Genomic DNA, 21,339 nt, shown 5'->3' with positions numbered 1-21,339 from the left:
TAATCAAAGGAGAGATATCCATGTCAACGGAACAAGAACACCTTCAGGATTATATGCGTCTGCCGGCAGAGGTATTGTATCAGGAAGAGCTGGAGGCGCTGCGTAAGGAGGATAAAGGTAATATTCCGGCCGGATGGCAGATGTCACCGCGCTCGGTGCTGACCTTTATCGCAGGCGGAAAGGCTGGCAAAAAGGTGATTACCCCTAAATACATCGGCAACACGCGCCTGATTGAGATGGCCGTAGCCACCCTGGTCACCGACCGCGCACTGCTGCTGATCGGGGAGCCGGGAACGGCAAAATCCTGGCTGTCGGAGAACCTGGCAGCGGCCATCTATGGCAACTCTGGACTTGTTGTACAGGGCACGGCCGGCACCAGTGAAGAGCATGTTCGCTATTCATGGAATTATGCCATGCTGCTGGCTAACGGCCCAACCCCGGAAGCACTGGTCAAAAGCCCGATTATGCGGGCTATGGAGGATGGCGGGATTGCCCGGTTCGAAGAGATCTCCCGCTGTGCTTCGGAGGTGCAGGATGCGTTGATCTCCATTCTCTCGGAGAAGACGATCTCCGTGCCGGAGCTTGGTAAGGAAACGGGTGCGCGCAAGGGCTTTTCCATTATAGCCACTGCCAATACAAGAGACCGCGGTGTCAACGAAATGTCGGCTGCACTGAAGCGGCGCTTCAATATTATCGTGCTGCCTGCACCGACGGATATTGAAACCGAGTTGTCGATTGTGAAGAAGCGGGTTGCTGAGATTGCATCCTCCTATAATCTTGGGGCTTCCGTTCCTGCGGATGAGGCGCTGCTGAAGGTGGTTACGATCTTCCGGGAGCTGCGCAGCGGCATGACACTGGACAAGAAGGAGAAGGTAAAAACACCGGCTGGGGTGATCTCCACGGCTGAGGCCATCTCCCTGCTGACGAACAGTATGGCGCTTGCAGCCAGCTTCGGTGATGGTGAGCTGACAGAACGCGACCTTGCTGCAGGACTTCAAGGAGCAGTGGTCAAGGACGATGACAAGGATAAGCTGGTCTGGAAAGAATACCTGGATAATGTGATGAAGAAAAAAGGAGCAGAATGGCGCGGACTTTACCAGGCCTGTAAGGAGCTGAACGAGTGAAAGCGACCGCTGAAGCCGGGGTGAATATTTTCGGAGTACGTCACTTGTCTCCGGGCGGCGCGAAGCATCTGCTGGAATACCTGAATGAGCTTCAGCCAACGGCGGTGCTGATCGAAGGCCCAAGTGATGCCACGGATGAAATTCGCCATTTGACGCATCGTTCAACCCAACCTCCCGTTGCTATATTGGCTTTCACGGAAGAGCTGCCGGTTCGGACTGCACTGTGGCCTTTAGCGGTCTATTCCCCTGAATATCAGGGGATGAAATGGGCCAGGGATCATGGGGCGGATGCAGCATTTATTGATCTTCCTTCCTCGGTTATTCTGAGTCTGCAGGATGCCATGAGACGGGAAAGTCTATCCGTACAGCAAGTGAAGCCAGAAGTGAATGAGACGGGAGAGCCGTCTACGGAAGCGATTAAGGAAGAAGAGTCGGTGTATAGCCGGATTGCTCGGCTGGCCGGTGAACATGATTATGATATGTACTGGGAGCGTAATTACGAACACAACGCAAGTACCGGAGCTTATCGTGCGGCGATTCTTTCATTCTCCGCCGAGATGCGCTTACTGTCGGAAGGTCGGGAGCAGCTTGAGCAGCCGAAGGAGCACGCTTATAACGCGCTGCGCGAAGCCTATATGCGGCGGCAGATCCGGGAGAAAATCGCTGAGGGCCATGCGCCGGATAAGATCGTGGTCATTTGCGGAGCATATCATGCTTCTGCGCTTACCGATCTGTCAGAACCCCTGGATGATAAGCAACTGGCGGGTCTGCCTTCACGCAGTACCAAGCTGACACTGATGCCATATTCGTATTACAAGCTCTCGACAAAGTCTGGCTACGGGGCAGGGAATGGAGCACCACATTACTTTGAAATGATGTGGGAGACCATGGAGGCCGGGCGGCCGGAGGAGCTGGCGCATCTTTATTTGTCCACGTTGGCGGGCTATTTGCGCAGCAGCGGGACCCACCGCTCCACGGCTGAGGTAATCGAGGCGGTACGCCTGGCCGAGTCGCTGGCTGCGCTGCACGGCGGTAGTGCGCCTACCCTGCGTGATTTGCGCGATGCTGCTCAGACTCTTCTTGGCCACGGTGAATTATCTGTCATTGCCGATGCCCTGGCTAGAGTGGATGTGGGGACAGCCATCGGGCAACTGGCTGAAGGTGTCAGTCAGACCCCCATTCAGGACGATCTGAACCGGCTGCTGAAGCGATATAAGCTGGAGAAGTATAAATCTACCGTAGCCAGTGAACTATCGTTAGACCTGCGGGAGAACCGCAGAGTAACTCGTGAGGAAGCAGCGTATCTGGATCTGAACCGGTCTGTTCTCTTCCATAGACTGCAGCTGCTTGGCATATCTTTTGCCAAGAATAGGCCCAGTGGACAGGATGCGGCCACCTGGGCAGAATACTGGATCATCCAGTGGACCCCGGAGGTCGAGATTCAGGTTGTCGAATCGACCCTGCTGGGAGAAACGATCGAAGTGGCTGCCGCCTATGTACTGCGTGAGAAGCTGCAGGCTTGCCGGTCTATCGCCGAAGCCTCGGTGCTCATACGAGTCGCCTGTGAATGCGGTTTGACGGCACAGATGGAGGAAGCCAGCCGTGTACTTCAGAGTCTTGCTGCAGACAGCCGCGATGTAGTTGGTATTGCTGCAGCAGCCCGTGAACTGGCCACCATTATCGGCTTTGGCGACATCCGTAAGGTGGATACCGTGCCTCTAAGACCACTGTTGGAAGAACTATTCCGGCGGGGATGCCTGTTCCTGCTCGATGCTAGTGGCTGCAATGATGAGGCCGCCGGGCAGATGATTGTGGCTATGAATGAACTGAACGGAATATCTCTGGACCACAGTGAGACGGTTGATGAACCGCTGTGGCTGAAGGAATTGCTGCATCTGTCGGAGCAGGATAACCGTAACCCGAGACTCTCCGGGTTCGCCTGTGCCATTCTAATGGAGCGTGGGGCGATCACTGCTGAGGAGGTTGCTTCGGAAGTCTCCCGCCGCTTGTCTCCCGGCATCCCGGCCGATCTGGGGGCTGGCTGGTTCGAAGGCCTGTCCATGCGTAACCGGTATGGACTGCTGTCAAGAATGAGCCTCTGGGAGCAGTTGAACGAATATATTAATGCGCTCGAAGATGATGAATTCAAGCGGGCGCTGGTGTTTCTGCGCCGGGCATTCAGCACTTTCTCGCCAAGGGAGAAGACGATGATCTCCGAGCTGCTTGGCGAACTGTGGGGTGTGGATACGGAGCAGGCAGCAGAGATCCTTACCGGAGAACTGAAGGAGGATGAAGCCAAGATGCTGGACGATTTGAATGATTTTGACTTCGGGGATTTCTAGATGACGAATGATATTAAGCAAGAGAGCACAGTTACCCGTTGGCGTCTGATCTTGGGACAGGAAGCCGAGGCATCACTCGCAGCTTATGGCGAAGGCGGCCAGCTTAGCCTGACTGAAGAGGAGCTGATTATGGACTCAGCACTTGCCGCTATCTATGATGAGACAAACGGAGGAAGCAGCTCCGGTAACTCTCCTGCCGGCCGGGGGAAAGGAGCAGGGACCGGCCATGCCGCCCTGAATCTCTCGAAATGGCTTGGTGATGTGCGCAGCTACTTCCCGGAGGATGTCGTATCGATCATCCAGAGCGATGCCATGGAGCGCCGGGGCTGGAAACAGCTGCTGTTCGAGCCGGAACTGCTAGCTGCGGTGAAGCCGGATATCCAGCTGGTAGGCACGCTTTTGTCATTGAAGGGGAAAATTCCTGAAAAAACAAAAGATACCGCAAGAATGCTGGTTCAAGCTCTGGTTGATGATCTGGTTAAGCTGCTTGAAACCGATATCCGCCGTGCTGTTACCGGGGCGCTGAACAAGCGGCAGCATTCTCCACTGCCTTCGCTAAGTGGGCTTGACTGGAAGCGGACCATTCAGCGGAATCTGAAGCACTACGACCAGGAGCGGCGAATCATTATTCCTGAGCGGTTTTATTATTTTGACCGGGCCAGACGCAGCAAGGAATGGACAGTTATCGTTGATATTGACCAGAGCGGTTCGATGGCCAGCTCTATTATCTGGGCTTCGGTCATCGGGTCAATCTTCGCCAGTATTCCGGCGCTGAATACCAGGGTGGTTGTTTTTGATACCGAGGTAGTGGATTTGACGGAAGAATGTGCGAATGATCCGGTGGATATGCTGTTCGGGATTCAGCTAGGCGGCGGAACGGATATCCATAAGTCGGTAAAGTATTGCGAGCAGTTCATTGAAGAGCCGAAGAAAACGCTGTTTATTATCGTCTCGGATCTGTATGAGAACGGGAACCAAGCTGGGCTTGTGCGCCGGATGCGCGATCTGCGCGAGTCGGGAGTCCGCACAATGACCCTGCTCGCCTTGTCGGATGAAGGCAAGCCCTCCTATGATGAGCGGCTGGCTGGCCAGTTGTCACGCGATGGCACTCCTTGTTTCGCCTGTACTCCGGCTCTACTGCCTGCGCTTGTGGAAGGGGCGCTTAAGGGGCAGGATCTTGGCGAACTGGCGAAACGCCTGGGCGCTTCATAACACCGATAATTTTTTCCAAAAGCCTCTTCTTTACAATCACATATTGTGTAAGCTGCATATATCATTTATAATCGGTTATTAAAAAGCACCTATCGAAGGCGCTGCTTGAAAGGAAATGAAATTCTTATGTCAAGTAAGTTGAGAGCGGGTATCGTCGGGGGTACCGGAATGGTAGGCCAGCGTTTTATCGCATTGCTTGAGAATCATCCCTGGTTTCAAGTAACGGCTATTGCCGCAAGTGCGAACTCGGCAGGTAAAACTTATGAAGAATCGGTCAAGAACAGATGGAAGCTCTCCACTCCTATGCCTGAGGCGGTCAAAAGCATCATGGTTCAGGATGCCTCCAAGGTGGAGGAAGTAGCTGCAGATGTTGATCTGATCTTCTGCGCCGTCGATATGAAAAAAGAAGAGATTAAGGCGCTGGAAGAAGCATATGCGCGTACTGGAACTCCTGTAATTTCCAATAACTCCGCTCACCGCTGGACGCCTGACGTTCCTATGGTGATCCCTGAGATCAATCCTGAGCATCTGGAAGTCATTGCTCAGCAGCGCAAACGTCTGGGCACAGAGACTGGATTCATCGCGGTTAAGCCTAACTGCTCGATTCAGAGCTACATGCCTACACTGCATGCGCTTAATGATTTTAAGCCGTCCAAGGTGGTGGTGACTACCTATCAGGCGATCTCCGGTGCAGGCAAAACCTTTACCGACTGGCCGGAAATGGTGGACAACGTCATTCCCTATATCGGTGGTGAAGAAGAGAAGAGTGAGCAGGAGCCTCTACGGATCTGGGGTAATGTGACAGACGAAGGTATTGTGAAAAGCGAACAGCCTGTTATTACGACACAATGTATCCGTGTGCCTGTTGCTGACGGTCATATGGCTGCAGTGTTCGCCTCCTTTGAACAGAAGCCGTCGAAGGAAGAGATTCTTGAACGCTGGAACAGCTTTCAAGGCCGTCCGCAGGAACTTGGTCTTCCAAGTGCGCCCAAACAGTTCATTACCTATTTCACAGAGGAAAATCGTCCTCAGACGCAGCTGGACCGTGATATCGAGAATGGTATGGGTATCTCTGCAGGCCGTCTCCGCGAAGATTCATTGTACGACTACAAATTCGTCAGTCTGTCCCACAATACGGTAAGAGGTGCAGCCGGAGGCGCGGTATTAATCGCTGAACTGCTCAAAGCAGAAGGCTACATTCAACCGAAAAAGTAATCTGCATTTCTATATAATTTGGAGTAGTAACAGCCTGCCGGATCTGCCCCGGCAGGCTGTTTGCGTATTTTCCTGACATATGGTGCATGGTAATGGTAAGATAGATGGAAGCAAGGCGAAAACTGATTACTGACGGAGTGATATTGTGGCAAAAAGTAAAGGCGGCGGCACAGGCAGAGGAACAGGCAGCAAAGGCTGGACCCGCTGGAACAAAACGGCGAAACCTGTGAAACCAAAAGGCGGACCCTCCGGGGGACCTGGCGGCAAAGGTACGGGTGCAGCCAAGAGCAGCAACGCAAAACAAACCGGGAGCGGCAAGTAAAACGGCCGGATGCCAATAGATCATCAAGGGGCATCTGATTTGGAATGGCTACTTCGATTCAAATCAGATGTTTTTTCTATTTAACTTGCAGGAGTGCGAAATCTAATATGAGAATCAATAAATACATAAGTGAGACAGGTGTGTATCCAAGACGGGAAACAGACAGATTAATTGCGGCTGGAAGGATTACGATTAATGGCCGTCCTTGTGCAAAAGGTGCGGAGGTTGAGCCGGGAGACATTGTAGCTGTAGATGGAGAGCGGATAACAACGGTGAAAGGTGCCCCCGTCTATCTTGCACTTAACAAACCGGTGGGCATCACCTGCACATCCTCGCGTGAGGTGGAGGGGAATATCATTGATTTTGTGGGATATCCTTCGCGGGTGTTTGCCATCGGCAGGCTGGATAAACATTCCGAGGGACTGATCCTGCTGACCAATGACGGTGCGATCGTGAACCAAATGATGCGTTCGGAGAACGGGCATGAGAAGGAATATGTGGTTACCGTAGACAAACCCGTTACCGATGAGTTTTTGCAAAAAATGTCCGCTGGCGTAGATATCCTGGGCACCCGGACCAAATCATGTGAGACCAGCCGTGTTAGCGAATGCGAGTTTCGGATTATACTCACCCAAGGGCTGAATCTGCAGATCCGCCGCATGTGCAAGGAATTAGGGTACAGAGTGCTAAGGCTGGAGCGGATCAGGATAATGAATATATCCTTAAGCGGACTGGAGAGAGGGCAGTGGAGGCATCTGGAGCAAAAAGAGTTGACAGAGCTTCTTGGAACGCTGAGCGGTAACCCGTCTTCTATATAAAAATTAGAGTGATAGAGGAGGACTATCTCATATGCGATTTGTGAATCTTACTCTCATTTTATTGATGCTGACCCTAGCCGGGTGCTCATCCACATTACCTCTTTCTACACCGGCTATTTCGTCGCTTCCTTCTCCAGAAGTCTCTCCAGAATCGTTCCCACGGATCGAGGATCAGTATCCCGGTTATGTACATAAGGATTCTTTTGAACTGAACGCTCAGAACTATGAAGTCTACTACTGGAATAACGGCGAATTTGATTATACACAGTTTTTGATCGCTAAGAACCGCGAGATCGTGTTCGATAGTCAGCAAGCCGCATTAAAACCAGAGGGCGGAATGATTAGTGATCGCAAGGAAGAGGTTTGGGCAAAAGCACTCCTGCAGAACAGCCGGCCCACCTTTCAATTCGAGCTGGCTGATAATCGACCCGAGTCAGCAACGATAGTAATTGAGGAGATTGATGGCGAGTTTCAGGTTACGGTAAATGATAATGTGCTGCTGATCTTTGAGGATGTGGATCAGGATGAACAGCCGGAGTTGTTAGCCAGTCCTTATTCCGGTCAGGTGCCGCTGGGTCCTGCATTATTCGCAGTATATGAACTCAGGGGCAACCAGTATGTTCCCGATAAGGACAGAACATTGCAATATTATGAGGATCAGCTGCCACATCTGGAACAGAACTTCAAGACTGACCCTACGGAAAGCAATTTAGAGGCATTGCTTGATGTCTATCTGATCCTGGAGAGGATAGATAAGGCGCAGGCAAAGTTCCCGGAGTTCTATAACTGGGCAGGACAGACTGCCGGGGATGGAGGTTTTGTGGACACTTACAACCGGCGCATCCAAGAGGGTTCCTATGATCAGATCGACGGATGGATGAGCAAGCTCACACCGCTGAAACACTCTCATCCTTCATCATCATTATAAATAATCCGCAACAGTCCCGTTTCTTAGATGGACTGTGCGGATTTTTTGTCATACATTTATTTACATTAAGCCAGCACTTTGGGTTCGAACTGTTTGTCATATAAATCCCTGTAGACTCCGTTAATCTCAAGCAGCGACTTATGTGTCCCTTTCTCAACGATCGCACCGGCCTTCATCACGAGAATTTGGTCCGCCGCCATGATAGTGGAGAGCCGGTGGGCGATAACGATGCTGGTCTTGCCCTGAAGCAGGGAATGCATGGCTTGCTGGATATAATATTCGGAGGCTGTGTCCAAGGAGGAGGTGGCTTCGTCCATAATAATGATCGGCGGATTCTTAAGCAGCACCCGGGCGATGGAAATCCGCTGTTTCTCGCCTCCGGACAGCTTGATGCCCCGGTTGCCTACAACTGTATCGTATCCCTCCGGGAGACTCATAATGAAATCGTGGATATAGGCTGCCTGGCACGCGGCGATCATCTCAGCTTCACTGGCCCCGTCTTCTGCATACATCAGGTTATCCCGAATCGTTCCATTGAACAGATAGGTATCCTGTGTGACGAGGCCAATCTGTGACCGTAGTGAAGCAAGCGTGAAGTCGCGGATCTCGCTGCCGCCGATCGTGATCGATCCTGAATCTGTATCATAGAGGCGCGGAAGAAGGTTGGTGACGGTTGTTTTCCCGGCGCCGCTGGGACCGACGAGTGCAGTCAAGGTTCCCGCAGCAGCAGTGAACGAAATTCCGTGCAGCGCTATTTTATCCGCCTGGTAGGCAAAAGAAACCTCATGAAATCCGACGTCCTTGCCAACTGCGCTTAAGGCCCTGGCCTCCGGCTTATCAATAATCTGAGGTTTCATGTCAAAATAGTCAAAGATCCGTTCAAACAACGCCGCAGATCGTTTGATATCCACATAGAGATTCGTCATTTGCATCACGGGACCGTAGAGTCTCCCCAGCAAGGCTACAAAGGCTACGATTGCCCCTACAGATAAATCTCCCTGAATGAACAGATAGCCGCCATATAAGTAAATCAGCAAGGGTCCAATACTGGTGAAGGTGGACAGAACCATCATGAACCAGCGTCCGGCCATAGATTGACGGATTTGCAGGCGGGTGGCTTCGGAGTTGATGGTCTGGAATTTCGCGTATTCCGAAGATTCTTTGGTGAACAGTTTCATAAGGAGATACCCGCTAATGCTGAGTGTCTCCTGGATAATCTGATTCTGATCAGAGATTTTTTCCTGGGTCTGCTTGGCCAGCTTCCAGCTAATACTGCCCATCTTGCGGGTTGGGACGATGAATAATGGGATCACAATCATGCCGAGCAGCGCCAGCTTCCAGTTCATGATGAACAGCGTAACTCCAGTGGAGACAAGAATGAACAGATTGCTGGCAAAATTGACTACTGTGCTGCTGAACACACTCTGCACACCGGAGATGTCACTCGTCATCCGCGTAATGACTTCACCTTGCTGCACCCCGGAGTAGAACTGCAGAGGCATTTTTTGCAGATGGTGGTACATCTGATTTTTCATATCGTAGACAATGTGCAGTGAGATAAATGAATTCAAATAATTCTGCAGTACACCCAGCAGGCCGGACACGATAGTTGTACCGAGTGAAGCAAAAACGAGCAGAGTGAGCAGCCGCAGATTTTTATCCGGAAGCGCCTGATCGATAATCTGCTGGATGAACAGGGGAGGCAGGAGTCCAAGCACAGCGGTTACCATTAGTACAGCCATAACGAGTAGAGTTTGTTTCCAGTAGGGTATGAAAAATTTCGCGATACGCAGCAGGAGAGCTTTGCTGAGATTAGTTTTGCGTGCGTCATCATCGAAATTCAATCGGCCATGGGGGCCCCCCGGTCCAAAACCTCGGGACATTTACATCACCAGCTTCTCTTGATTTAGGGATTCAGTTGCAGTAGCAGCTGCTTGTTCATATGAATGAGCTGACGCAGCTCATCCTCGTTGAATTGCTCCAGGGCATCCCCGAGTACTTTATGGGACCAGGCTTCCTCGTTATACCGCAGACATAATGCTTCGCCTTCAGCGGTGAGATACAGCTTAGTCTCTCTGCGGTCCAACTCCGATACTGCACGGGTGACCAAGCCTTTAAGTGCCAGAGCATCAATGTGCAGACTAACCCTGCTTTTGTTAAAAATCATACGTTCTGTGACATCCTTCTGGGTCTGACCCGGATGCTGTAGAAGGGAATTGAGGATGCCGAATTGATGGACGGTCAGACCAAGGTCCGCCGCGCTTTGATGTGCCAGCTTCTTAAGCTGGCGTGCTACTGCAAAAAACGATTGATACACTTCTATGGTCTGCTCACGATCAGCCATCCTGCACCCCCCTTTGAAGAAAAGTTATCCTTGTAAACTGTTTATAAAGTAAACTAATAATACAGTAAAGTCAAGAACGAGTAATATTGACTAAACTGTTTGCAGGCTTAATATGGAAAGGTGTAGCGCAGCTAAACCCCTCAGGAAGGAGAGTACATAATGAAAAAGGAACTATGCCAATATGAACGCGGAGGCACAATCATCACGATACGGGAGGCAGACCCCGCAGATGCCCGATTACTGCCACAACTCCGGCTGCAAATCGATGGAGAGACTGAGAATTTAGATAGGGAACAAGGGGAGGCGTTCATCGATGCAGCGGGCTTCGAACAGCTTATCCAAGATGATGCTGCTAACCCCAAGCACCTTTTTTTAGTGGCAGAGGTAGACGGCAGGCTGGCTGGATTCTCCAGATGTGAGGGGAGTAGCTTGAAGCGTTTGAATCATCAAGTGGAATTTGGGATAGGTGTGCTGAAGGAATATTGGGGCGTTGGCATTGGCAGCCAGCTGCTGGCCGCCTCCATTAACTGGGCGGAAGCCAGTGGCATCCGCAAAATCACTTTGAAAGTGCTGGAAACCAACATCCAGGCAATCGCACTCTATCAGAAGCTGGGATTTGAAGAGGAAGGCCTGCTGAAGAACGATAAGCTGCTCTCTGACGGTAGGTATTACCACACTATTGTAATGGGGAGATGGCACTGAAGATTCTTGTTGATATATAAAAAGCACAACGCCGAGTGAAGAAGGGCTGTTGTGCCTTTTTTGTTAAATTACCTACAGGAACTTTCGTGCTGCAACGCTGATGTTGTCTGCTCCGGCGATCGCTGAGATTATGGCGATTCCATCGGCTCCGGCTTTCATTACAGGTACTGCATTGTCCGCAGTAATACCGCCGATTCCAACCAGGGGAATGGTAAGTCCGCTTCGGCGCAGCTTCTCTATCACAGCGGTTCCCTGGACCGCCTCAGCATCATCCTTGGATGAGGTAGGATAGACCGGTCCGACACCCAGATAATCGGCTCCGTCTGCAATGGCCTGTTGAGCTTCTTCAAGGGTGTGGGCGGAGACGCCGATGATTTTGTGTGCTCCCAGCCGCTCACGGATAGAACGTGCCGGCGCATCCTCCTGCCCGACATGAACACCGTCCGCATCCAGGGCAATCGCCAGCTCAATATCATCGTTCACGATAAAGGGTACCTGGTATTCCCGGCAGCACCGCTGGAGCTGCCGGGCAAGCTCAACATATGCTTGGCCTGTGATAGCTGAGCTGCCTTTTTCCCGATACTGGAACAAGGTTATCCCACCGTCAATCGCTTCAGTGAGTGTTTCCAATGGATCTTTCCGGCAGTTTACACTACCCATAATGAAATACAGCTTCAGCATTCTGCGCATCCGCTCACTGTCCATCCGCTGCATCAGCGTTTCCCCCTCAGTCTGTTCTGGTAGGCGAAGTGATTCGTCGGACCGTGTCCCAAGCCTATATTCAAGCCGTCTTCAATGGCTGCATGGATAAAATCCTTGGCCGTACGGATTGCCTCTGAGAACGGAAGCCCTTGCGCTAGCCCGGACGTGAGGGCAGCTGAATAGGTACAGCCAGTTCCATGGGTATGGTGCGTTGCAATACGCGGACTTTCCAGATAAGTGAACTTCACTCCATCATAGATAAGGTCAGTCACCATGTGATTATCTTCATCATGACCGCCCTTAAGGACCACATATCGCGGTCCCATGGCATGAATAATTCTGGCTGCTGTTTCACGGTCAGTCATGCCGGATATCCTCATTCCTGTCAGGATTTCGGCTTCAGGGATATTCGGTGTTGCAGCCAAGGACAATGGCAGCAGATGGGTAATCAAAGCCTGCACGGCTTCCTGCTGAAGCAGGGGGGAACCGCCTTTGGCGACCATGACCGGATCAACGACCAGATGATCCCAGCCATAGTGCCGGACCTTGCCTGCTACCACACGGATGATTCCGCTGCTGAACAACATGCCGGTTTTGACGGCATCCGGTCTAAGATCGGTTCCGATGGAATCAAGCTGGGTAGCAACGGCATCCACTTCAAGAGGATATACACCTTGTACACCTAAGGTGTTCTGTGCAGTTACTGCGGTAAGGGCGGACATGCCGTATACCCCCAGCTCCTGAAAGGTTTTCAGATCGGCCTGAATACCAGCTCCGCCTCCGGAGTCGGAACCGGCAATGGTTAATGCCTTGAATACTTTTTTTCCTGTAGACTCTGTCATTACGGGTTCTCCTTTGGTTAAGCAGTTATCGTTGTTCCAGTTGCTGTACACGGGAGCGCTCTGCGTATACTTCAGGTGTAACGAGAGCCAATTGATTCAGGAACTCGATCTGGAAGCTGCCAATTCCCTGCTGGCGCGTCCGGTCCGCTGCGATTTCGGCAGCAACTCCATAGAAGGACAGGGCTTCTACCGCTGCTTCCAGCCAAGCTCCGCCACTTGCTGCCAGGAATGCACCAACGACTGCACTGAGCAGGCAGCCGGTGCCGGTAACCTTGGTCAAAACAGGATGTCCGTTACTGACTACATAGGTGGTAACGCCATTCGTGATGACATCCTCTTTACCGGTGATAATCACCACACATTTAAGCTTCAGCGCAGCTTTTACAGCAAGTGCTGCCACATCACCATCTCCGCTTCCGGCATCCACCCCTTTAATGCTCCAACTCTCGCCTACAACATGGGCCACTTCAGCGACATTGCCGCGCAGTGCGGTAATCTGCATATGGTTGACCAGCTTATGGGTAACACTGGTACGGTAAGCGGTAGCCCCGGCACCCACAGGGTCTAGCACGACCGGCACGTTATGCAGATTAGCCGCCTTACCGGCAAGCAGCATCGAATCAATGGCATAATCATTAAGGGTGCCGATATTCAGCACCACAGCTCCCGACATAGCGGCAATATCTGCGACTTCTTCATGTGCATCCGCCATAAAAGGGGAAGCCCCCAGTGCAAGCAGCCCGTTCGCGCTAAAGTTCGCGACCACAATATTCGTAATGTTGTGCACTAGCGGATTGCTGTCCCGCACCTTGGATAAAAAAGACATGATGATTCCTCCTAAAATATATTTGAGTGATCCTTCCTTAAATTCCCCATCACAAGTTAATAAAAGCTTCTCCGGTCTTCACCTTACCATTTAGTAGACCGTTATCACTCAGCCAGTTCTGTACCTTTTCCCACGATGCAGGGTCCTGATAGCCAAACGGCTCATTCCCGGCGTCCATCAGGGGCAGCAACAGATTCAGGCTTTTGGACTCAATGCTTTTGTCGAGTGGAGCCGTAGCATCTTCGTGAGCCAGCAGAAGATCAAGCGCCTCTTGCGGGTGGTCTGCCACGAATTGTTGTCCTTTACGTGCTGCATGGATGAACTTCTGAATGTAACCTTCCGAATTCTGCAGACCCAGGTCACTAGCAACCAGGACTAGCTCATAGTAATCGGGTACACCGTAATCCTTTGGATCCAGTGAAATAACCGGATGGCCTTCCTGTTCCAGAATCAGCTCCTCGTGGTTAATGAATCCTCCTATAATTCCATCTACACGTCCGGTAGAAAGGGCAGGAATCAGGTCAAAGCCAACATCAGTTATGTTTACTGCGCCAGGATCCCCGCCATCGCTTTGGATCATTGTTTTCAGCATTGCTTCATAGAGAGGGATAGAGGAGTATCCGGCAGTTTTGCCTGCCAGGTCTTTAGGACTCTTGATCCCGCTGTCCGCAGGAACCATCAGATGATTAAGCGGATGCCGGACGATCGCAGCAACGGACTTCACCGGAATCTGCTCACCCCGTGCCATCAGCACCTGCGGCTGGTAGCTTAGGGCCAGGTCAACTTTGCCTGCGGCTACAAGCTTGAGAGCATCATTGCTGTCTGCGGGCATCTGAATATCCACAGTAAGACCTTCGTCGGCAAAATAGCCCTTCTGCTGGGCAGCGTACAGGAAGGAGTGGACAGCATTCGGATACCAGTCGAGCATAATCGTCAGCTTGTGGGGGGTCCCGCTATGATCTGCAGCTGCAGAACTGTCAGGTTCCTTAGTACTGCTATTTCCGCAGCCGGCTACCGCAACTCCCAGGCATAGAAGCAGCAATAATGGAAGCAAAGGAAGGGACCTTTTTCGAAAGGGTTGTTCAGTATGCATTAGTTTCATTGATGAATGCCTCTTTTCTGCACAATAATTTTTTCGAGCAGCACAATAAATAGAAATAGAACGATTCCGAGTGCGGATAAAAGAAATACAGCGGCGAACATTTCCGCACTCTGCAGATTCCCCGCCATCCGCCGGCTGAAATACCCGAGCCCCCGGCTTCCGCCCAGCCATTCCCCGATCGTCGCACCAATGACGCAGTAGACCATAGAGAGCTTAAGTCCGGAGAACAAAGAGGGCAGTGCAGGCGGAATCTGGATCTTACGCAGAATCTGCCAGCGGGTGGCACCTAGTGTGAGCAGCAGTTCTTTGTACACAGCACCACTTTTGCGCAGACCATCAAAGGTACCTATAACTACCGGGAAGAAGGCGGTAAGGAATACTACCGCTACCTTGCTCCACATGGTATAGCCAAACCACATAATAAAAATGGGCGACAGTGCAATCAGTGGAACGGTCTGACTGATCACCAGCAAGGGGTATAGTGCTTTTTCAAGTGGAGTGAACATGTGCATACCCGTCCCCAGCAGCATCCCGCAGGTGGCCGACAGAACAAAACCAAGCAGAACCTCCTCCAGAGTAGCGGGTAGATGCTGACCGAAGAGCAGCAGTCTCTGCTCCACAAGCGCGGCCCATATGGCTGTTGGTGCAGGGAGAATGAAAGCCGGAATCAGCTTCAACCGGGCAGCACTCTCCCAGCCGGTAAGTGTCACGAGGACTAGCACGGCAAAAGGAACATAATCACTCACAAGGGTTCTGATACTAGCGCGTCTCATGCAGCCTCCGCTCTAATTCCTCCCGCAAAGCAACAAATTGCGGTTCATAATTCATACGGTAGTGTCTGGGACGCGGCATTTCCACCCTGAATTCCTGTACACCGCCGCTAATTCCATTCATTAGATAGATCCGGTCACTGAGCAGCAGTGCCTCCTCCAGATCGTGGGTAATGAACAGAACGGTTTGTTGCAGACTGCCCCATAATTCCAGGAGCCAGCGGTGTAACTCGCGTTTGGTAATGGCATCCAAGGCTCCAAAAGGCTCATCCAGCAGCATCAGCTCATTTCCGGCAGCAAGGGTGCGCAGCATAGCTACACGCTGACGCATCCCGCCGGACAGCTCCTGCGGGTAGAGCCGCTCTTTACCTTTAAGTCCAAACCGGTCTAGCATCTCACGGATCTCCTTTATGGCTTCTGATTTGCTGCCTTTTCGCTTAAGCTCCCAGGGGAGCAGGCAGTTGTCCATCACGGTTCTCCAGGGCAGCAGCAGATCCTGCTGAGGCATATAAGCGACCTGGCCTAGTCTAGATGAAGGATCATTAGACGTCATTCCGTGAATTTTCAATTCACCTTCCGTATGCTGAAGCAATCCGGCAATGATCTTGAACAGGGTGCTTTTCCCGCAGCCGCTGGCACCGACTATGGAAATGAATTCGCCCCGCCTGACATTCATTGAGAGTTCGCTGAATACCGTAGACTGCGGTGAAGCAGAGTAGGAATAGGACAGGTTACGGATAGATATCATCTTGGTATGTATAAGCCTCCTTTCTTGTACACGCATTTGCAGCCGGATTTGTAACGATCTGAATGGGATGGAAACACAATAAAGACCCATCCGTCTCCAGAGGAGGCAAATGGGTCTGAAAGGTTCGGCAGTAGGCAAGGAGCAGTACCGCAGATCGTTTCTGTTCCACTTCCCTCCGCTGGTATGATCCAGATCAGGTTCCAAGGGTCCGAAGCTTAAAGCTTCGTCTCAGTCATAGACTCCCCTAGTGAAATAGCAGGTTAATATAATATTCGCAATTGCTAACTAATATAGCATATTCCAGAATGTTGTCAAAAGAAATAGTACTCAGCACCGCTGCAGCCCGGTTACGAAGAGGGTCAGAATTCCCTCGGTAATCTCTTTTTTGCCGGACCCGTGAAGCTTCTGTTGATAGAGGTAGAGATCAGGACTGAGGACTGCGATCAATGAAGTTGCAGCAAAATGGGGATCAATGGTTATCAGCTTGCCATCATCAGCGAGCCGCTGCAGCCGCTCGGCCATCACAGCATTCAGCCGCTGGAAAATCGGATGCTCAAACTGGGTAAGCTGTTTTTTGCCGGTAAACTCAGACTTGATCATCTGGAGCAGTTCGGCATGCTGGTCTATGAAATCCACGACCTGTTCGATACTCCTCCGCAGCCCCTCAATGGAGCTGTCTGATCCAGCCGGGACTTGAAGCTCGTGCTCCAGACTTGCAAGAAATTGTTCAGAATTGGTGGAGAGCAGGGCAGAGCAAATTTCACCTTTATCCGTAAATCTGCGGTAGAGCGACCCCTGACCCATTCCTGCCCGCTTGGCGATGCTGTACATGCTGACTGCTTCGAGACCATTATCTCTAAAAAGCTCTCGGGCGGCTTCAAGAATACGCTGTACATATGGATCCTGATAGTTCCGGGAGGATGATGGATTGGTTTGAACTGTTGGATTTGAGGACGGGCTGCTGGCGGGTTCTCTCGGGTTCATAGCAGACTCCTTTCAGAAATTCAGCATAAATTTACAGAAAACGTGAGAACTACATTGACAGAGCGGACAATTGTCCGTAGACTAAAAAATGCGATACCGGACAATTGTCCGTTTCAATATACATTATATAAATTATGCTGCGTTGCGGTCAATGAATTCCCCTTCGCAGTTCAATTCAGGAGGAGATAGAGAATGGAGCAATCGCTGAAATCGGATGCCGATTTTCGTCTGTCAAGCATTCTGGTTCCACTGCTGGCTATTATTGCCGGTGTATTCATGGTGGTGCTCGACAGTACTGCTATGAATGTAGCTTTGTCCACTCTGGTTAAGGATTTCAATACAGATTTAAATACTTTGCAATGGATTGTGACCGGCTACATGCTGGCTCAGGCCTCAGTAATCCCGTTATCCGGGTGGTTGTCTGACCGATTCGGTTCTAAGACTGTTTTTCTGACTGCGGTTATTGTATTCACTATCGGTTCTATCCTCTGTGCAACACCTAGCCGTGCAGAGTGGTTGATAGCGTTCCGGGTCCTGCAAGGTCTGGGAGGAGGATGTGTGCTCCCGGTCGGCATGGCCTATGTCTATAAGCTGGCTCCCAAGAGTAAGGTAGGCGTAGTCATGGGAATTATGGGCATTCCTGTACTGTTCGCTCCGGCAATCGGTCCGGTCCTATCCGGCTGGCTGGTGGAATATCATTCCTGGCGCTGGATCTTTCTGATTAATATTCCTATCGGAATCATCTGTCTTCTCATCGGTTCACGTAAGCTGCCGCAATCGGAACGCAGCCAGGTTCCGGGTATGGATAAGCTTGGGATGATTCTTGGGCCGCTTGCATTTGCTTCTCTTTCTTACGGGGTAAGCCAGGGAGCGGATAGCTGGACATCGGACAAAACACTGATCGGCCTATTACTGGGTACGGCAGCGTTAATTGCTTTTGTCATTGCTGAGCTCCGTTCGGATACACCTCTGCTGGAGCTGCGTATTCTGCGCTCGCTTGATTTCAGCACAGGTATATTTGTACAGTGGATCGCACAGTTCGGTTTGTATGGTGCGTTGTTCCTGCTCCCCCAGTTTCTGCAGCAGGCCCGCGGCTTCGGGGCATTCGATACCGGTCTTACCCTGCTGCCCCAGGCGATCGCTTCCGGCCTTATGATGCCCATTGCCGGGATTTTGTTCGACAAGATTGGAGTTCGCTGGCTGGTGGTCTGCGGACTTAGCCTTGTCTCGGGTGCTTTGTTCCAGTATTCTCATGTGGACCTCACCACGCAGAGCAGAGATTTGATTCTGCCGCTGATCATGTGCGGTGCAGGCATGGGTATGATGGTAATGCCTATGAATACACATCTGCTCAACAAGGCCCCAAGTCATTTGGTTAACCGGGTTACCTCTTTGACTAACTCCATGCAACAGGTAATCAACTCACTGGCTGTATCTACACTTGTAACGATCTTGACCTCAAGAGCGGCAGCACGGGGCGCCGAAATGCAAAAGGCTGCAGGTGCAGCCGGCAAGGACGCGGCCCAAGCTTCGCCCGATGCTTTGAAGCTGGCTACACAGACTGTTCTGGCCAAAGGGTTCGACGATACTTTTCACATTATGATCTTTGTTGCTCTCGGAGGTGCTGTATTGGGGTTGCTCCTACGGAGAGGGCGCAGAGGTGGGAAAGACGGTTCAAAGTCAAAAGTGCAACCAGAAATGATGCATGGTTAAATTCTGGAAGTACAGTCAGGATTAGATCTGACAATCTCCGTTCAGCATTCAGGTGCTGCGGAGATTTTTTTGTTTCTGATTCTTCTGGGGAGATTAATAAGTTTTGGGCAAGCTATCCCTATATGAGTGCCTTCAGAAAGTGAATTGTAGGGTTATAACGCTTACAATATAATTCCGATGTTTATTATCGGAAAAAGGTATTGACTCCACTGACTTGACGGTGTTACTATTCAACTTGCCGGTGAACAGCCGGTACATACAGAGAATGATACGAGAGGGGTTAATCTATTTATGAAAAAACTTAGTCTGACTATCCTATTGCTGCTTACAGTGGTGCTGGTGGCTGCTTGCGGCAATAATAACAATAATGCTGGAGGCAATAACACAGCAGCCGAGTCCTCGGCAGCACCCACTGAAGGAGCAGCTGCATCTGCGGAACAAAACAGCCTGGAGGCCATCAAAGCCAGCGGCAAGCTGCGTATTGGAACAGAGGGTACCTATGCGCCATTTACTTTCCATGATGCTTCCGGCAAACTAACTGGCTTTGACGTAGAGATCGCTGAAGAAGTTGCTAAGCGGCTGGGAGTGAAAGCGGAATTCTTCGAAACCCAGTGGGACGGAATTTTTGCCGGGATGGACGCCAAGCGCTTTGACGTTATTTTCAATGAAGTTTCCATTACCGACGAGCGCAAGGTGAAGTACGATTTCTCGGATCCTTATATTGTCTCCAAAGCCGTGTTGATCGTTGGTGAGAAGAATGAAGACATCAAAGCCTTCGCGGATCTGAAAGGCAAAAAAGCCGGCCAGTCCCTGACCAGTAACCTGTCCGATATCGCTCGTGAGAACGGAGCTGAAATCGTTCCAATTGAAGGCTTCAATCAGGCTATTGATCTGCTGACCTCAGGACGTATTGATGCAACCGTGAATGACGGACTATCCTATCTGGATCTGAAGAAGCAGAAGCCGGATGTGAAGATTAAGGTCGTTGACGAGATTGCAGAGGGTTCCCAGAGTGCTGCTGTTTTCCTGAAAGGCAATGATGAGCTCGTAGCCGCGGTGAGCGAAGCCCTGGCAGCTATGAAGAGTGACGGTACGTATCTGAAGATTTCCGAGAAATATTTTGGCGCTGACGTTTCCAAATAATAACGGATGGACGAGGGCGGCTCAGGCCGCCCGGAGTCTAGAGAAGGATGTCTGATCTATGGATGACCGCAAAATACAAATTTTCCTTGATTCGATGCTGCCCCTGCTCAAAGCCGGGGTGGCTTTTACCATTCCGCTGGCTGTTGTCTCTTTTATATTGGGACTGCTTCTTGCTGTGTTGACCGCACTTGTCCGTCTGTCACCATGGACTATACCGAAGCTGATCGCCCGTTTTTACGTATGGATCATTCGCGGCACACCGCTTCTGGTCCAGCTGTTTATTATTTTCTACGGTTTGCCGGTAGTTGGCATCATACTTGATCCTTTTATTGCAGCTACAATAGGATTCACGCTCAGTGTGGGCGCCTATTCCTCTGAGATTGTGCGGGCTGCAATTCTGTCGATACATAAAGGCCAATGGGAAGCCGCATTCTCAGTCGGAATGACGAGGGGACAGGCACTGCGGAGAGTCATCCTTCCTCAGGCGGCACAGGTATCGATTCCGCCATTGTCCAATTCCTTTATAAGTCTGGTTAAGGATACCTCGCTAGCCGCGACGATCACATATGTCGAAATTTTCAAAACAGCACAGCAGATCACAGCAACTACGTACGAACCGCTGTTGTTGTATTGCGAAGCGGCTTTGTTCTATCTGCTGTTTTGTTCTGTACTGTCCGTTCTGCAAAATTACCTGGAGAAACGGCTCGACCGCTTCTCGGCGAGATAAGGAGAAGTACCGTGATTGAAATTCGTGACTTGCATAAATCATTCGGTCCCCTCCAAGTACTGAAGGGTGTGGATCTTACCGTAGAACATGGTAAAGTACTCGTAATTATAGGTCCTTCCGGTTCCGGAAAAACAACATTACTGCGCTGCTTCAATCTGTTAGAACAACCTGATCAGGGAAGCCTGTCACTGGGTGATCTGAAGCTAAATTTCACGGCCGGAGTCAAAATCCCGCAACGTTCAGTTCTGGCGCTCCGCCAGCGGACCGGGATGGTCTTTCAGTCCTATAATTTGTTCCCGCATATGACCGCTCTGGGCAATGTAATGGAGGGTCAGGTCACAGTCCAGAAACGTTCCAAGGAGGAGGCCCGCAAGCGGGGCATCGAACTCCTGACCAAGGTTGGGCTTGCGGACAAGGTAGACGCCTATCCGCATCAATTATCAGGCGGACAGCAGCAGCGGGTTGCCATTGCGCGGGCGATGGCCGTGGAGCCTGAAGTGCTGCTGTTCGATGAACCCACTTCGGCGCTTGATCCCGAGCTGGTAGGGGAAGTATTGAAGGTAATCAAGCAGCTTGCCGCTGAAGGGATGACCATGGTCATCGTGACCCATGAGATGAAATTCGCTGCGGATGTGGCGGATCAGATTATATTGATGGATAACGGCGTAATCCTGGAGCAGGGGACACCGGCGCAGGTGCTGGAGCATCCAACAAATCCGCGGGCGCTACAGTTTCTAAACCGGCTTAGCGGTGAAGATATCTAATCAGATGCATA

The 21,339-nt window shown here is 51.2% G+C and carries 21 protein-coding genes and 1 riboswitch; of the genes, 12 read left to right on the top strand and 9 right to left on the bottom strand.

Going from position 1 to position 21,339, the window contains the following annotated elements:
- Positions 1 to 20: 20 nt before the first annotated feature.
- From ACAN54_RS04710 to ACAN54_RS04680, 7 genes are all read left to right on the top strand, one after another.
- Positions 21 to 1,124: an AAA family ATPase gene (locus ACAN54_RS04710; RefSeq protein WP_379153070.1), complete on the top strand. Its 1,104-nt coding sequence runs from the start codon at positions 21 to 23 to the stop codon at positions 1,122 to 1,124.
- Positions 1,121 to 3,466, top strand: coding sequence for a DUF5682 family protein (locus tag ACAN54_RS04705; protein ID WP_379153067.1), 2,346 nt, complete (start codon positions 1,121 to 1,123; stop codon positions 3,464 to 3,466). The genes ACAN54_RS04710 and ACAN54_RS04705 overlap by 4 nt, the downstream gene beginning before the upstream one ends.
- Complete coding sequence (locus ACAN54_RS04700) at positions 3,467 to 4,678, top strand: VWA domain-containing protein (RefSeq protein ID WP_379153065.1); 1,212 nt, start codon at positions 3,467 to 3,469, stop codon at positions 4,676 to 4,678.
- A gap of 126 nt (positions 4,679 to 4,804) precedes the next feature.
- On the top strand, positions 4,805 to 5,893 hold the full coding sequence (gene asd, locus ACAN54_RS04695; RefSeq protein ID WP_379153063.1) for an aspartate-semialdehyde dehydrogenase: 1,089 nt from the start codon (positions 4,805 to 4,807) through the stop codon (positions 5,891 to 5,893).
- Between the two features lie 145 nt (positions 5,894 to 6,038).
- On the top strand, positions 6,039 to 6,215 hold the full coding sequence (locus ACAN54_RS04690) for a DUF3934 domain-containing protein (RefSeq protein WP_379153061.1): 177 nt from the start codon (positions 6,039 to 6,041) through the stop codon (positions 6,213 to 6,215).
- Positions 6,216 to 6,322: 107 nt separating this feature from the next.
- Positions 6,323 to 7,033 (top strand): pseudouridine synthase, encoded by a 711-nt coding sequence (locus tag ACAN54_RS04685; protein ID WP_379153059.1) that lies wholly within the window; start codon positions 6,323 to 6,325, stop codon positions 7,031 to 7,033.
- Between the two features lie 31 nt (positions 7,034 to 7,064).
- The gene (locus ACAN54_RS04680) at positions 7,065 to 7,961 is read left to right on the top strand and encodes a hypothetical protein (RefSeq protein ID WP_379153057.1); all 897 of its coding nucleotides are present in this window, start codon (positions 7,065 to 7,067) and stop codon (positions 7,959 to 7,961) included.
- A 65-nt stretch (positions 7,962 to 8,026) separates the two neighbouring features.
- Here the strand turns inward: ACAN54_RS04680 and ACAN54_RS04675 are convergent, their stop codons facing one another.
- Complete coding sequence (locus ACAN54_RS04675; RefSeq protein ID WP_379153055.1) at positions 8,027 to 9,805, bottom strand: ABC transporter ATP-binding protein; 1,779 nt, start codon at positions 9,803 to 9,805, stop codon at positions 8,027 to 8,029.
- A gap of 62 nt (positions 9,806 to 9,867) precedes the next feature.
- Positions 9,868 to 10,305 carry a MarR family winged helix-turn-helix transcriptional regulator gene (locus ACAN54_RS04670; RefSeq protein WP_379153053.1) on the bottom strand — a complete coding sequence of 146 codons (438 nt, stop codon included), beginning with the start codon at positions 10,303 to 10,305 and terminating at the stop codon, positions 9,868 to 9,870.
- A 159-nt stretch (positions 10,306 to 10,464) separates the two neighbouring features.
- Here ACAN54_RS04670 and ACAN54_RS04665 point away from each other — a divergent pair, with 159 nt between their 5' ends.
- Entirely contained in the window at positions 10,465 to 11,007 is a 543-nt protein-coding gene (locus ACAN54_RS04665) for a GNAT family N-acetyltransferase (protein WP_379153051.1), read from the top strand.
- Between the two features lie 72 nt (positions 11,008 to 11,079).
- Here ACAN54_RS04665 and thiE read toward each other — a convergent pair whose 3' ends face one another.
- The 7 genes from thiE to ACAN54_RS04630 all read right to left on the bottom strand — a co-directional run bounded on the left by thiE (position 11,080) and on the right by ACAN54_RS04630 (position 16,981).
- A complete protein-coding gene (gene thiE, locus ACAN54_RS04660; protein ID WP_379153049.1) occupies positions 11,080 to 11,721 on the bottom strand; it encodes a thiamine phosphate synthase in 642 nt (213 codons plus the stop codon).
- The gene (gene thiD / locus ACAN54_RS04655) at positions 11,721 to 12,551 is read right to left on the bottom strand and encodes a bifunctional hydroxymethylpyrimidine kinase/phosphomethylpyrimidine kinase (protein WP_379153047.1); all 831 of its coding nucleotides are present in this window, start codon (positions 12,549 to 12,551) and stop codon (positions 11,721 to 11,723) included. Before thiD ends, thiE begins: the two co-directional genes overlap by 1 nt.
- A gap of 25 nt (positions 12,552 to 12,576) precedes the next feature.
- Positions 12,577 to 13,377, bottom strand: coding sequence for a hydroxyethylthiazole kinase (gene thiM, locus ACAN54_RS04650; RefSeq protein ID WP_379153045.1), 801 nt, complete (start codon positions 13,375 to 13,377; stop codon positions 12,577 to 12,579).
- Between the two features lie 49 nt (positions 13,378 to 13,426).
- A complete protein-coding gene (locus ACAN54_RS04645) occupies positions 13,427 to 14,470 on the bottom strand; it encodes an ABC transporter substrate-binding protein (RefSeq protein ID WP_379154175.1) in 1,044 nt (347 codons plus the stop codon).
- A 5-nt stretch (positions 14,471 to 14,475) separates the two neighbouring features.
- Positions 14,476 to 15,225, bottom strand: a complete 750-nt coding sequence (locus tag ACAN54_RS04640; protein ID WP_379153042.1) for an ABC transporter permease — start codon at positions 15,223 to 15,225, stop codon at positions 14,476 to 14,478.
- A gap of 13 nt (positions 15,226 to 15,238) precedes the next feature.
- Positions 15,239 to 15,997 (bottom strand): ABC transporter ATP-binding protein, encoded by a 759-nt coding sequence (locus ACAN54_RS04635; protein ID WP_379153040.1) that lies wholly within the window; start codon positions 15,995 to 15,997, stop codon positions 15,239 to 15,241.
- A gap of 153 nt (positions 15,998 to 16,150) precedes the next feature.
- A riboswitch (TPP riboswitch) is annotated at positions 16,151 to 16,253 on the bottom strand.
- Positions 16,254 to 16,324: 71 nt separating this feature from the next.
- Positions 16,325 to 16,981, bottom strand: coding sequence for a TetR/AcrR family transcriptional regulator (locus ACAN54_RS04630; protein WP_379153038.1), 657 nt, complete (start codon positions 16,979 to 16,981; stop codon positions 16,325 to 16,327).
- A gap of 192 nt (positions 16,982 to 17,173) precedes the next feature.
- Between ACAN54_RS04630 and ACAN54_RS04625 the strand changes: the two genes are divergently transcribed.
- From ACAN54_RS04625 to ACAN54_RS04610, 4 genes are all read left to right on the top strand, one after another.
- The gene (locus ACAN54_RS04625; protein ID WP_379153036.1) at positions 17,174 to 18,694 is read left to right on the top strand and encodes a DHA2 family efflux MFS transporter permease subunit; all 1,521 of its coding nucleotides are present in this window, start codon (positions 17,174 to 17,176) and stop codon (positions 18,692 to 18,694) included.
- A 291-nt stretch (positions 18,695 to 18,985) separates the two neighbouring features.
- Positions 18,986 to 19,837: an amino acid ABC transporter substrate-binding protein gene (locus ACAN54_RS04620; protein ID WP_379153034.1), complete on the top strand. Its 852-nt coding sequence runs from the start codon at positions 18,986 to 18,988 to the stop codon at positions 19,835 to 19,837.
- Positions 19,838 to 19,895: 58 nt separating this feature from the next.
- Positions 19,896 to 20,564, top strand: a complete 669-nt coding sequence (locus ACAN54_RS04615; RefSeq protein WP_379153032.1) for an amino acid ABC transporter permease — start codon at positions 19,896 to 19,898, stop codon at positions 20,562 to 20,564.
- An 11-nt stretch (positions 20,565 to 20,575) separates the two neighbouring features.
- The gene (locus ACAN54_RS04610) at positions 20,576 to 21,328 is read left to right on the top strand and encodes an amino acid ABC transporter ATP-binding protein (RefSeq protein WP_379153030.1); all 753 of its coding nucleotides are present in this window, start codon (positions 20,576 to 20,578) and stop codon (positions 21,326 to 21,328) included.
- Positions 21,329 to 21,339: the final 11 nt, after the last annotated feature.

The sequence above is a fragment of the Paenibacillus diazotrophicus genome (assembly GCF_042610465.1).
This window is presented reverse-complemented; position numbering and strand designations above follow the sequence as displayed.